The 12,350-nt window shown below is 41.0% G+C and carries 10 protein-coding genes; 1 reads left to right on the top strand and 9 read right to left on the bottom strand.

Going from position 1 to position 12,350, the window contains the following annotated elements; all coding sequences use genetic code 11:
• The first annotated feature begins 279 nt into the window (after positions 1-279).
• Positions 280-432: a hypothetical protein gene (locus ACL8WY_RS00970; protein WP_436516394.1), complete on the top strand. Its 153-nt coding sequence runs from the start codon at positions 280-282 to the stop codon at positions 430-432.
• Between the two features lie 478 nt (positions 433-910).
• Here the strand turns inward: ACL8WY_RS00970 and ACL8WY_RS00975 are convergent, their stop codons facing one another.
• From ACL8WY_RS00975 to ACL8WY_RS01015, 9 genes are all read right to left on the bottom strand, one after another.
• Positions 911-2,260 carry a DEAD/DEAH box helicase gene (locus ACL8WY_RS00975; protein ID WP_436516395.1) on the bottom strand — a complete coding sequence of 450 codons (1,350 nt, stop codon included), beginning with the start codon at positions 2,258-2,260 and terminating at the stop codon, positions 911-913.
• A gap of 199 nt (positions 2,261-2,459) precedes the next feature.
• Entirely contained in the window at positions 2,460-2,873 is a 414-nt protein-coding gene (locus ACL8WY_RS00980; RefSeq protein ID WP_436516397.1) for a DUF6691 family protein, read from the bottom strand.
• 8 nt (positions 2,874-2,881) lie between these two features.
• Positions 2,882-3,445 (bottom strand): YeeE/YedE family protein, encoded by a 564-nt coding sequence (locus tag ACL8WY_RS00985; protein ID WP_436516398.1) that lies wholly within the window; start codon positions 3,443-3,445, stop codon positions 2,882-2,884.
• Positions 3,446-3,480: 35 nt separating this feature from the next.
• Positions 3,481-4,890: an MBL fold metallo-hydrolase gene (locus tag ACL8WY_RS00990; protein ID WP_436516399.1), complete on the bottom strand. Its 1,410-nt coding sequence runs from the start codon at positions 4,888-4,890 to the stop codon at positions 3,481-3,483.
• A 61-nt stretch (positions 4,891-4,951) separates the two neighbouring features.
• Positions 4,952-6,676 carry a SulP family inorganic anion transporter gene (locus ACL8WY_RS00995; RefSeq protein WP_436516400.1) on the bottom strand — a complete coding sequence of 575 codons (1,725 nt, stop codon included), beginning with the start codon at positions 6,674-6,676 and terminating at the stop codon, positions 4,952-4,954.
• Positions 6,677-6,736: 60 nt separating this feature from the next.
• The gene (locus ACL8WY_RS01000) at positions 6,737-7,357 is read right to left on the bottom strand and encodes a Crp/Fnr family transcriptional regulator (protein WP_436516401.1); all 621 of its coding nucleotides are present in this window, start codon (positions 7,355-7,357) and stop codon (positions 6,737-6,739) included.
• 63 nt (positions 7,358-7,420) lie between these two features.
• Entirely contained in the window at positions 7,421-8,593 is a 1,173-nt protein-coding gene (locus tag ACL8WY_RS01005; protein WP_436516402.1) for a tetratricopeptide repeat protein, read from the bottom strand.
• Between the two features lie 12 nt (positions 8,594-8,605).
• The gene (gene gyrA / locus ACL8WY_RS01010) at positions 8,606-11,149 is read right to left on the bottom strand and encodes a DNA gyrase subunit A (protein ID WP_436516404.1); all 2,544 of its coding nucleotides are present in this window, start codon (positions 11,147-11,149) and stop codon (positions 8,606-8,608) included.
• A 152-nt stretch (positions 11,150-11,301) separates the two neighbouring features.
• Positions 11,302-12,345 carry a hypothetical protein gene (locus ACL8WY_RS01015; RefSeq protein ID WP_436516405.1) on the bottom strand — a complete coding sequence of 348 codons (1,044 nt, stop codon included), beginning with the start codon at positions 12,343-12,345 and terminating at the stop codon, positions 11,302-11,304.
• Positions 12,346-12,350: the final 5 nt, after the last annotated feature.

The following is a 12,350-nucleotide window of genomic DNA, read 5'->3' on the forward strand; positions in this document are numbered from 1 at the left end:
AGAATCCATTTCGTCTAGGCGCGTTGGCAAGGCAGAATAGCGGGGTGTGCGTTGGCGTGTGGGTTGAAGCTTTATTCTGTCTAGATTTTTTGTTTACTTTTTTATCAATGAAAAAAGTAAAAGCCCAGCGGCTTGAGCGATACAGCGAACACAGATGAAAGAAAGACACTTGTGAGCTATTCAGACCATGCTAAGAGTTTTAAGAGATTCCGGATATCCGCTATGCTGCTTCCGGAATGACGGTTAAGTATAGGCTTGTGCTGTGAGCCAAACAAAGCGATGGCCAGCAAGTGTATCACAGACAAATTCCCAATCGCTGAGAATGACGTATTTGAAAACGAACTGAACAATTATCCGAATAACGAAATTTTGAACGACAAGCTTTGCCTGAGATTCTCTTGCATCTGGGCGGGTGATCAGGCCTTAGCCTGAAAGCGGGTGGGAAAACTATTAATAGCCGTTTGGTCTGCGCGACTCGGTCAGGGAACGGCCGAGCGATGGAATGTGCGCTGGCCGAGCGGCTATTTAATATAACGTCTAATTATATAACAACGTCATTAGGAGCACTAACCGAAAGAAACATTAATCAGGAACGTACACGTCATAGTCCAGCTTTGCTGGTTAACATAATATCATTATATAATCAATGGGTTCTGGAGTTGGCCGTGATTTGCTTTGAGATTTAAGAGCAGGATCGAGATTGCCGTGATTTGCTTTCAACATAAAATCGTAACCGATATGTAACTGACCAAGCACACAGGCAGACGCGCATTACATATCTGATTTTATGTTAATTGTTCGCTAAAGCTCACAAACAGCAAATCACTAGTATTGTTATATAATTTATATTATGTTAAATATATTTATTGACTATCTAGCCTACTGGGGCTTATTCGTACATTCATTACTCTTACGATTTCTTCTTGTTTTGATTTTTATCGCCTCGTGTCTTGGGCTTCTTGTACTTCTTCGCCAACTCTCTCCGGTATGATCCACCGTAATTGACTTTCTTATTCTTGTCCTTCTTTTCGTGCGTCGACTCTCCCTTGGCTTCTTTACTTCCAATCTTATCTGAGAGTTCCACTTGCTTAGACTTAGGTTGTTCTTCTGGCAACAACTCTTTGGAGATTTCTACATCCTCAGGAAATGCACATGCTTCGATCTGCATCTTCATCAGCCTTTCTATGGCTTCTTTATTAGCCAATTCTTTGGCTGTATACAGTAACATCGAAGTTCCGGTTTTCTCTGCTCTTCCTGTACGCCCGATTCGATGCATGTAGTTTTCCGGATAAATCGGCACATCCATGTTAATCACATGCGTGACATCATCGATATCTAATCCGCGTGCAATCACATCTGTCGCTATCAGTATACGCTTCTTACCGTCATTGAATTGCTCCAGCGAACGCAAGCGATAGTTCTGACTCTTATTTGAATGAATGACGCAAACATCTCGCTCTAGCATTGGATCCAGCGATTCATACAGTCGGTCGGCATTTCGTTTACTGGAGACAAACACCAATACTTTTTCGTAGGTCTTCCGATCGATCAGCAAGTGTTCTATCAGATTTGCTTTGGTATAAAAATTCTTCACCTCGTAGCTGTACTGCACTATATTCTCCAACGGTGTTCCGCTTAGCGCAATGGTGATCTTTTCGGGATCTATAAAATAGTCATCAATCAAAGCATCCACATCTTCTGTCATGGTTGCCGAAAACATGATATGCTGACGCTTAGTTGGCAGCATGTCAAAGATGTTGGTCAATTGAAAGCGAAAGCCTAAATCCAACATTACATCCACTTCATCTATCACCAGTTTCTTGACATTCTTCAATGAAAGTGAATGATGCAAAACCAGGTCATAGGTCCTTCCTGGTGTCCCTACCAGCACATCCATTCCCGCCATAACAGCTGGCTTCTGTGAGTTGATGTTCTTTCCTCCGTAAACACCTAATACCCTCACATTCATGTATTTAGTGAGTAGTTCTACTTGCTCCACTACTTGCACCACCAACTCTCTGGTTGGTACGAGTATCAAAATTTTGGGGTTAATCTCTTTGGAAAATTTGAGGTCTTTGAGCAGCGGCATTAGGTAGGCAAAAGTCTTCCCTGTTCCAGTTTGTGATATTCCTACCAAATCTTTTCCTGAAAGAATCACAGGAAATGCTCGTGTCTGAATTGGTGTTGGTGCACTAAACCCCAGATCATCCAGTGCATTGCGCAACGGGTTAGATAGGTTCAGATCTTCGAATTGGCTCATGGATAAACTTTTCGCAAAAGTACGTGATCCTGTATTCTATCAGGCGATCAAACAGCCTATTGATGATGTGGTCCCTCGTCTTTAAAAATATATCGCACGAATAGGATGATACCAACTATTGCTGCCAGAAGTACGATCGTTATAAACATATACGCAAGGTAACAGCTTCCTTAAGGTATAAGCTTATTTTTTAGCCTATTTAATGTGGCAGTCGATGTTTGATCCTACCATAGGTATACGTTCCTAAAATTGCTGCTGCTATTGATACTACGAATACGGATATTCCATTGCCAATCAATATGAACAAAGGTCCCGGACATGCTCCGGTAAGTGCCCAACCCAATCCAAATAGGAATCCTCCTACGATGTATCGAGTCACGCTTCGCTCCTTTGGTGCAATCTTAATGGGTTCACCATATATCGACTTTAGATTCGTACGGCGGATAACTTGGGTAATGATGATTCCGAGTATGACAGCAGATCCTAATACACCATACATGTGAAAGGATTGAAATCGAAACATCTCGTAGATGCGATACCAGGAGATCACTTCTCCTTTGGTTAGAATAATCCCGAACAAGGTTCCTAGCACGAGGTATTTTATGTATTTCATAATGTTGATTAAAAACTTAGAATGTATGGCCAGATCAAATAAGTGACAGTAAGCCCGCCCAGGAAGAATCCTGCTACCGCAATCAGCGATGGAATCTGAAGATCACTTAGCCCGCTTATGGCATGTCCTGAAGTGCAGCCACCTGCATATCTTGCTCCAAATCCCACTAAAAACCCACCTAAAACAACTGCTATTAAACCTCTAAAAGTCAGTAAGTTATCCCATGTGAATACTTCTATTGGTACAAAGTTTTCTCCGGGTGCTGACAACCCTAGTGTCTGAAGTTCAGTAAGTGTCGCTTCACTCAATTGAATACCATCTGGATTCATAAGGAAGTTGTTGCTTACCCAACCGCCAATGAAAAGACCTACTACAAATACCAGGTTCCACTTTTGGGCTTTCCAGTCGAAGACAAAAAAGTCACAATGCTTTCCTGCACCCATCATGGCGCACATGCTCCGGAGGTTGCTACTGAGTCCAAACCGCTTTCCTACCAGCAGCAGACTTAACATAATAAAGGCAATAAGTGGACCTGCCACATACCACGGCCATGGTTGGCTTAAATAATTCATCGAATGTTTTTGATTAAATGTTCCCTACTTGATTCTTACTTCTGGGTAGTTGGACATACAAAATTTGTGACTGGAACGTCTGTTGCTTTGATATCCTTATAGCCTCCTGCTACATCCACCAGATTGTGAAACCCTCGTGACTTTAAGATCGAAGCGGCTATTACCGATCGATAACCTCCAGCACAATGGATATGATAAGTCTTTTCCTGATCAACCTTATCCATTTGTTCACTGATGTAATCTAAAGGCAGACTTTCAGCATTTTCTACATGCTCAGCTTCAAATTCGCCTGGTTTTCGAACATCCATTACGTGTATATCGCCCTCAGCATATCTGCTTGCAAACTCTTTAGCAGATATCGATTCCATGTCTTGAACCTCCTTACCGGCTGCAATCCAGGCGGACATCCCTCCTTTTAGATATCCTAACGTATTGTCATAACCTACGCGAGAAAGTCGTGTCACCACTTCTTCTTCACGTCCTTCGTCCGCAACGAAGATAATTGGCTGCTGCAAATCAGGAATCAAGGCGCCCACCCATGGTGCAAAGCTCCCATCTATACCAATAAAGATTGAGTTAGGAATGTGCTTATCCATGAACTTCGATTGGTGACGTGTGTCCAATACCAGCGCACCTTCATGATTGGCCATCGCCTCAAATGTATCCACATCCAATGCTACTTTGCCCTTTTCCAACACAGCGTCCAGACCTATAGCAGCTGATTTATTCATCGCTACATTTTGTGCGAAGTACTGAGGTGGTGGCAACAAACCATCTGTTACCTCTTTGACAAACTCCTCCTTAGACATATTGGCTCGAAGTGCATAATTGGTTTCCTTTTGATTCCCGAGCAAGTCAAATGTTTCTTTGCTCATATTTTTACCGCATGCTGAGCCCGCACCATGTGCAGGATACACAATAACATTATCCGGCAAAGTCATGATTTTTGTTCGAAGGCTTTCGTAGAGCATCCCGGCCAGATCATCCTGTGTCAACGATCCTTTCTGAGCTAAATCCGGACGGCCCACATCTCCAATGAAGAGTGTATCACCACTGAAAATTGCATGCTCTTTGCCTTGCTCATCTATTAGTAGATATGTGGTACTTTCTAATGTGTGTCCAGGCGTATGAAGTGCTTTTATTTTCACTTTCCCTAGCTCAAAAATTTCACCATCTTCAGCTTCATGAAAATCATACTCAGCTTTTGCTCCTGGTCCATAAACGACCTTCCCTCCTGATTTAAGCGCCAGATCCACATGACCTGACACGAAATCGGCATGGAAGTGCGTCTCAAAGATATACTTGATCGTAGCTCCGTCTTTCTCAGCTTTCTTCAAGTAAGGTTCTGATTCCCTCAATGGATCTATGATCGCAGCTTCACCATCACTCTCAATGAAATAAGCGCCTTGTGCAAGGCATCCGGTATATATCTGTTCAATTTTCATATTTCTGATTCAAATTCTATACAAAAGTACGGTTCTTTAAATTGGCAGTTTGTAACAATTGTTACGTTTTCACATTTGATTGTAGAGTCACGCGTTTGTGCGATTCCTTGGCATCTGTCAAACAGTTCCCAACTGCATCACTCAAGCTCAAAAACAGGTTTTGCTCTCCAATAATTTTTGTCAGCCCTGTTTGTTTCATCGTATCACGAACAGGTCCGATAATGTCACATAAAACCAACCGAACTCCTTTCAGGTTCAGCTCATTTAGCAGTTCGTGTAATCCCTCAGAAGCTGTGGCATCCAGATGACTGACGGGACCGCAATCAATGATGATTTTCTTAATGTTTTGATCAGAGTCAATCATGTTCTGAATGTATTCTCTTATGCCTTGAATATTGATGAAGCTTAATGGCCCGTCGATTCGAAGAATGGCCAGCTCTGGCCAGGTTTCCAGATCATCAAATCTGGTGATGTTTCTAAACTCATGATGGTCTTTGATTCGACCCAACCGAGCGATATGAGGGTAAGCTGCCCGATACAAAAAGAGCAAAATGGATAGCACGATACCGGTAACAATACCAGTGACCATCCCAATATTGAGTGTAACAAGAAAGGTGGATAATAACACTAAAAACTCTTTGCGACTGTTTCGCCAAAGAACTTTCATGTATGAAAAATCAAACAGTCCGCTCACAGCTACCATAATGATTGCTGCAAGGATGGCATGCGGCAAATAATAAAATAATGAGGTAAGAAATACCAATGTCAATCCTACCAGAATGGCACTAATCACAGATGAAAGTGGCGTATTTGCTCCTGCCTGATAATTTACCGCCGAACGAGAAAATCCTCCTGTAACCGGATATGCCTGAAAAAATGAGCCAATTAAATTAGCAGCTCCCAGTCCTATTAGTTCTTGATTCGAAATAACCTTATGATCCTTTTTCTTCCCTTCAATAGCTTTTGCCACTGAGAATGCTTCCATAAACGCTATAACTGAAATGGTGAACGCAAGTGGTAATACATCGCCAAACCTGCCAAGCGAAAAGTCCGGAACTTGAAAGGCTGGCAATCCATTAGGGATTCCCTGTACAATGCTTAACCCTTCCTCATCCAATCGTAAAGCAGAGGCTACCAAAATGCCTAAAACGACAATGATAAGTGCGCCGGGTATTTTGCTATTTACTCTCTTAATAAGCTTCAGCAAAACAATACCACCTATGCCTATTGCAAGCGTGAGCAAATGAGTTTGATCAATTTGATTATAAGCATTGATGATCACCTCATAAAAACGATTGCTTTTAACTATTTCTGTACCCAACAAGTATTTGAGTTGATTAAACCCAATGATTAGTGCCGCCGCAGATGTAAATCCACTTATAACAGGTTTGGATAGCAGATTCGTAATAAAGCCAAGTCTAAACACTCCCAACACGAGCTGAAAAGCACCCATAAAGAATGCTAAAAGAATAGCGAAGGCAATGTATGCATCGGAGCCTTCTGTGGCTAGCACTGAGACACCAGTGGCAACTAATAACGAGTCCATAGCCACCGGTGCTACGGACAATTGCCTCGAAGTACCTAAAATTGCATATATCAGCTGAGGTACAATCGATGCATACAATCCATAGACAGGAGGTAAACCTGCAATCAACGCATATGCCATGCCCTGTGGAATAAGCATGACTCCGACTGTCACACCTGCGAATAAATCACCGTTCAGATTTTCTCGCTTGTAGCCAGATAGCCATTGAAGTATTGGAAGTGAATTTTTGAAACGATTCATGTGCAGCAAAAGTAGCAGGCGACAATCTAGTGATTCGTAACATTTGTTACATGACAGATGCTAAAGAATTTCTATCCGGTTTCTATGCTGGGATATTTTATCATTCATCTCAAGTTTCTTGAGCAGCCGTGAAATAACAACGCGTGAAGTACTTAGTTCATCTGCTATTTGCTGATGTGTTTTATGTATTTCATAGGACTCAGTAGCTTGTTTTGTGTCCAGCAAATATTTAAAGAGACGGTCTTCCATATTGGAAAAGACCAGGCTATCTATGGTTTCCATCAATTCATCAAAGCGTAGCTGATAGGAGTTTAAAACGAAGCGTCGAAATGATGGGTATTTTGTTATCCATTGATCGAGATTGGAGTTGGGAATCATCCATATTCGCGAGTCTTCTTCAGCTATCACCTGAATATTTTCAGCTCTTTTCTCTAAACAACAGGTTACTGACATGGAGCATGTCTCCCCTTTTTCTAAATAGTAAAGCAATACCTTGCTTCCGTCAGATCGATACTTATATACTTTTAATAGGCCCTCAAGGACAAAAGGAATTACCTTTTCATCGACACTGGTATCGAGGACATGCTCACCTGCTTTTACCTTCTTCTGGAATCCCTTCTCTTCAATCTCCTTAATAAGATCAGGTTCGAAACTGTGGATTGATAATACTTCTTGAATCATATTGTCAGAAATAAAAAAAGCCGATCATAGTGATCGGCTCTAAGTTAGTATTCTAAAATAAGATTAGTTTAATGCATCAAGCTTGGCTTGGATTTCTTTTGCCTTATCTAACATACCTAACCCTTTGTAAACGTAGATCAAGCTTGTCATCACATCTGGCTCATCACTTCTCAGTGAGTGAAGTTTCTCCCAAACGGGTAGTGATTCATTAAGTTTTTCTTCAATAGCTGTATCAAGAGTTTGATATCTTTTCTTTTCTTCAGCTTTATAGCTTGACTTACCAGGATAGTAATTCAAAGCACCTTGTTCTTTCACAAGTGCGTTTGTTTCATTGAAAAGCATCGCTCCGATGTTGAAGTATGAATTAAAATGATCCGGATTTACAGAAATGGCTTTTTTATACGTTTCCATGGCTCCTTCCTTGTCACCCGTTTCATCTTTAAGCACGCCAAGGCTGAATAGCAAGTCAGCATTGTTTGGTTCTGCCTTAATGGAGCTTTCGATCTCAGTCATAGCTTCATCTGTACGATCAAGACGAATAAGAAGGTTAATTTCATATTTGGCTAAATCAATATCGTCTGGATAAACTTTTCTTGCGTCTTTGATATATGCTAATGCCTCTTCTAATCGCTCATCTTTTGCTGCGTAATTATACAGTTGAAGAAAAATCGATTTGTCTTTCATCCCTGCCTCATAGCATTTTTTAAAGCTTGCCTCTGCTCTCTTTGCATCTCCGGCAGCTGAGGAAGCATATGCAGCATTCAGAATTGCATTTGTATCTGAGGGCATTATATAATAAGCGGTTTCAAAATTATCGGCAGCTTCTTCGTATAAATCCTCATTATAGGCCGTGATTGCATTATTGTAATAGAAGGCGTAATACCCTTGTTTCTTAGAGTCAATATTAACTACCTGGCCGGTATTAAAATCAACTGAGTTAAATGATTTCTGAGCAGGATCAAGTTCTAACGCTCTATCAAAGGCCTTTAAAGATTCATCAAGAGCACCTTCTTCATTGTTTGCAGTATCCAGAGCAGCATAAATTTGTCCTCTATAGTACCAGGTTTTGGGATCATCCTTGGTTTTTTCATGCACAATTGCTGCATCTATAATTGACTTGGCCTCTGATAGTTCGCCATCTTCTAGCGCTGAAAGAGCTTGATTAATTTTCGGCTTCTTCTGAGCGTATCCAACCACACAAATTGCCGCTAAAAATAGGGTTAAAAATGTTCTCATTTCGTTCTTAGTTTATTCGTTATCCTTTTGGTTTTCATTTTGATCAGAGGACTCCTCAGTGTTTTCTTCACCGCCTTCTTCATCATTTTCTATATTTGAAATTTTCTCTACAGCTGAGATTTCATCGTCTTCATTGAGTTTAATGAGTCGAACACCTTGTGTAGCTCTTCCCATTACTCTCAAGTTGTCTACAGACATCCTAATAGCAATCCCTGACTTATTTATAATCATCAGTTCATCTCCATCTACGACATCTTTTATTCCAACAAGTTCTCCTGTCTTATCTGTTACGTTAAGTGTTTTCACACCTTTACCACCTCTTTTGGTGATTCTGTAATCTTCTAGGTCAGATCGTTTTCCGTATCCTTTTTCAGATACTACTAATAGATTGGGTGGGTTTTTGTAGTCTACACAAACCATACCAACTATGAATTCTTTCTCTGTAATCCTCATTCCTCGTACTCCTGAGGCCATTCTTCCCATAGATCTAACATCTGACTCATGGAAGTTGATTGCACGTCCTGTGTTACAAGCAATCACAATGTGACTATCTCCATCTGTAAGATTTACATTAAGCAATTTGTCATCTTCTCGAATGGTAATCGCATTGATTCCGTTTCTTCTTGGCCGGCTATATGCTTCAAGCGACGTTTTCTTTATCACTCCTCGCTTGGTACACATAACAAGGAAATTATTGTTGATGTAATCAGGATCGTCAAGTGTTTTGACATTGATGACTGATCTTACTTTGTCATCTGATTCAATATTGATCACATTCTGAATTGGACGTCCTTTGGACGCTTTGCTACCCTCTGGAAGCTCCCAAACTTTAATCCAAAAGACTTTACCAAACTCGGTAAAAATCAGCAGGTAGTTGTGCGCCGATGCAATGAATAAGTGTTCAGTAAAATCATCATCTTTTGATTTAGCTGCTCGGCTACCAACTCCACCTCTGCCTTGTGTTCTGTACTCAATTAATGGTGTTCTCTTGATATAACCTTGATGTGATATGGTAATAACCATGTCTTCATCAGGAATCATATCCTCTGCAGTGAATTCATCTGCGCTATGCTCAATGACAGACCTTCTTTCATCTCCGTAGCGCTCTTTTATTTCAAGAAGCTCATCCCTGATGATCTGCATTCTCCTTTCTTCGCTCCCGAGAATATCTTTCAACTCCTTAATCAACGCTTGTATCTCTTCGTATTCTTTCTGAATCTTATCTCTCTCAAGTCCTGTCAGTCGCTGGAGTCTCATGTCCAGAATTGCCTTGGCCTGAATTTCAGACAAACTGAATTTTTCAATTAACCCAATGCGAGCTTCATCAGGATCTTTGGAAGACCTGATCAAATTAATAACCTCGTCTAGGTTATCCAACGCTATCAGATAGCCTTCTAAAATGTGCGCTCTTCGTTCTGCCTCATCCAGCTCATACTCGGTTCTTCGAACCACAACCTCATGCCTATGATCAACAAAGTGAACAATTAAATCTCTGAGATTTAAGGTCTTAGGTCTTCCTTTTACAAGTGCCACATTATTGACACTGAAGGAAGACTGTAATGCTGTTTGCTTGTATAAATTATTGAGAACTATGTTTGGTATTGCATCTCTTTTAAGGTCATAAACCACACGCATTCCTTGCTTATCAGATTCGTCTCTGATATCCGCAATTCCTTCAATTTTTTTGTCATTGATCAAAGCAGCAGTTTTTTCAATCATGCTTGCTTTGTTTACCTGATAAGGGATTTCGGAAACAATTATTTGTTCGCGTCCGCTACTTGTCGTGTCAAACTCTGCTTTTGCACGCAGAACAACTCTTCCTCTTCCTGTTTCAAATGCGGCTCTTACACCTTGGTAGCCATAGATGGTAGCTCCGGTCGGAAAATCGGGAGCCGTGATATGCTGCATCAGCTCTTCGATGGTGATGTCTCTATTCTCTATGTAGGCAATAACCCCATCTACAGCCTCGGATAGGTTGTGTGGAGCCATATTGGTGGCCATACCTACTGCAATTCCACTGGCCCCGTTTATAAGCAGGTTTGGGATCTTAGATGGTAAGACACTCGGCTCTTCCGTACTATCATCGTAGTTGGGAACATAGTCTACGGTATTCTTCCGTATATCAGCAAGCAGCTCTTCTGAAATTCGTCTTAGGCGAGCTTCTGTATAACGCATCGCAGCAGGTGAATCTCCATCTACTGATCCGAAGTTACCCTGGCCATCAACCAATGGATATCGCATCGACCAATCTTGCGCCATACGCACCATGGTGTCATATACAGCAGTATCTCCATGAGGGTGATACTTACCAAGAACATCCCCGACGATTCTAGCACACTTTTTATAAGATTTGTTGTAGTTGACACCCAGTTCATCCATTCCGTAAAGAATCCGTCTGTGAACTGGCTTCAGGCCATCTCTTACGTCAGGAAGTGCCCTGGAAATGATTACGCTCATTGAATAATCAATGTACGCGCCTCTCATTTCCTCTTCGATATTTATTGGGATGATATTCCCCTGTGATGAGGGTACGTTCTCGTTATCTCCGTCTGCCATTTATGCTTGTTTGGGTTGTCCAAAAATCAAGCCGCAAGATAACAAAATTTGAGCTTAAAAAGTAGCTTTATTGTGCCTCAAAACTGAAGGTTTAAGATTTGTTGAAAATGAGATATAACGTGTGAAAATTGAATTGATTTCAAATGCGAGAATTAGCTTTTTGACTTCTTCGCTTTCTTTACCTTTTTCTTCATTTCTGGCCACATGCGTCGGTTATTTTCCCCAACTTTTGGATTTTGACGCTTCCAGATCGGCTGACCTCTTACTTCCATCCTGCGTCCGGTCTTTGGATCAGTATAGACGTGCTTAAGCTGGACATGATCGCTTTTCATTGGAGAACGAGGAATGTCAGGAATATTTATACTAATACCTGCCTGAATAAAGAACGTTGGGTACTTGTGTCTGACTGTCGATCCATCCGGAATGTTGATGGTATAGGATTTGAATTCTACACTTGGTTTAATAATAACACGGAAATATTCCGACCAATTGTTTTCAATGCTAACGCCTATATTGGTGTATAGTCCTCTGGAGATGACTCCACTATTGAATTGTTTTCCTGCGGTAATCCGGCCAACTTGTAATTCTGCAACGAAATCGTAGCTCCAAAAGGAGTAGAAGTTATAACCTGCCGTGGCAAATAGTCTGGAATACCGTGTTTTTGATACGTTTGGTTGATAGTCTCTTACCTGATCACCAAAAGCTGTGGGTTTTAGTCTTCTTAAAAAATGAATCTCATATGAGTAGCCTAATCCAAACCTGAATTTTTCATAATTATAATGAAGTTGTAGGGTGATTGGGATACCTCTTGAACCGCCTTTAAAACCAAATTCAGTAGTATCTGTATCAACCAAAAAAGTCTGATCCCCAAGGTTTGGATTGTATACAGGGTTTGAAAGGTATTCGAAAGGGAGATCGAAGGGATTTTCTAATGATGTTTCAAAGCCCAATTGAGGATCGTTTAGCCAATTGGTATACCCTGAAAAAGAGCTCCCCAAATTTTCGATATCATTGGAGAAAATGAATTGATTTTCAGCATCTTGATAAAAGTATACTCCCTCAAGTTGATGTGAATAGCTGGTATTACCTACACCTGTTGTAGCAGTAATGCTGAACTTATTGAGAAATACTTTGACGGGGTTGCGGTAGATATTATATCGCTCATAGATATCCTGACTGAATGCTTGAGTAGACATTAGCA

The sequence above is a fragment of the Ekhidna algicida genome (genome assembly GCF_051379705.1).
GTDB lineage: Bacteria > Bacteroidota > Bacteroidia > Cytophagales > Cyclobacteriaceae > Ekhidna.

Coding starts and splice junctions, on each gene's coding strand:
- ACL8WY_RS00980 (WP_436516397.1), bottom strand. CDS start 2,873: ATGAAATACATAAAATACCTCGTGCTAGGAACCTTGTTCGGGATTATT.
- ACL8WY_RS00975 (WP_436516395.1), bottom strand. CDS start 2,260: ATGAGCCAATTCGAAGATCTGAACCTATCTAACCCGTTGCGCAATGCA.
- ACL8WY_RS00990 (WP_436516399.1), bottom strand. CDS start 4,890: ATGAAAATTGAACAGATATATACCGGATGCCTTGCACAAGGCGCTTAT.
- ACL8WY_RS00995 (WP_436516400.1), bottom strand. CDS start 6,676: ATGAATCGTTTCAAAAATTCACTTCCAATACTTCAATGGCTATCTGGC.
- ACL8WY_RS01005 (WP_436516402.1), bottom strand. CDS start 8,593: ATGAGAACATTTTTAACCCTATTTTTAGCGGCAATTTGTGTGGTTGGA.
- ACL8WY_RS00970 (WP_436516394.1), top strand. CDS start 280: ATGGCCAGCAAGTGTATCACAGACAAATTCCCAATCGCTGAGAATGAC.
- ACL8WY_RS01000 (WP_436516401.1), bottom strand. CDS start 7,357: ATGATTCAAGAAGTATTATCAATCCACAGTTTCGAACCTGATCTTATT.
- ACL8WY_RS00985 (WP_436516398.1), bottom strand. CDS start 3,445: ATGAATTATTTAAGCCAACCATGGCCGTGGTATGTGGCAGGTCCACTT.
- gyrA (WP_436516404.1), bottom strand. CDS start 11,149: ATGGCAGACGGAGATAACGAGAACGTACCCTCATCACAGGGGAATATC.
- ACL8WY_RS01015 (WP_436516405.1), bottom strand. CDS start 12,345: ATGTCTACTCAAGCATTCAGTCAGGATATCTATGAGCGATATAATATC.